Here is a 606-nt window from a genome sequence, read left to right as displayed (position 1 = left end):
GCTGCGCGGCCTCGCCGCCGAGTTCCTGCCGGCCGGGGTGGACCGGCACGTGGTGCTCTACACCTACATGGGGGTCTTCCCGCACACCGCCCGGGGCGCCACCCGCCTGCTGGAGGCCTCGGCGCGGCTCGCCGTACGGTCCGGGGCGCAGCGGCTGATCGTCAAGACGGCCGCCGAGGCGTACCGGATCCCGACGGTGCTGGAGAACGTACGGGCGCTGGAGACGGCCGCGGCGACGGCGGCCCTGCAGGAACGCCCGTACGTCCGAAGCAGCGGGCCGGGCGGAGGGCCGCCGGACCCCCGGTTCGGCGGCGACCGGTGTGCCGGCACCGGCGGCACCGACAGCTCCGACAGCTCCGACAGCTCCGACAGCTCCGACAGCTCCGACAGTGAGGTGTACCGGGAGGCCCGGGCCTTCGTGGAGGCGGTGCTGGAGCTGGACGAGGACCTGGGACGGGCCCTGCGCGCCGCGTTCGCGCGGGGCGTGCTGGACGTCCCCTACTGCCTGCACCCGGACAACGCGGGCCGCTCGCGCAGTTTCGTCGACGCCGGCGGACGGCTGCGCTGGTCCCGGACCGGCTCGATGCGGGCGACGCCCTGCCGAAG

General features: G+C 75.7%; 1 pseudogene. It reads left to right on the top strand.

Going from position 1 to position 606, the window contains the following annotated elements:
• Positions 1-606, top strand: a pseudogene (locus G3I71_RS50610) (hypothetical protein); the annotation flags it as partial.

The sequence above is a fragment of the Streptomyces sp. SID12501 genome (genome assembly GCF_010550245.1).
Classification (GTDB): domain Bacteria; phylum Actinomycetota; class Actinomycetes; order Streptomycetales; family Streptomycetaceae; genus Streptomyces.
The sequence above is the reverse complement of the archived record's forward strand: the minus strand, read 5'-3'. Positions and strand labels throughout refer to the sequence as shown.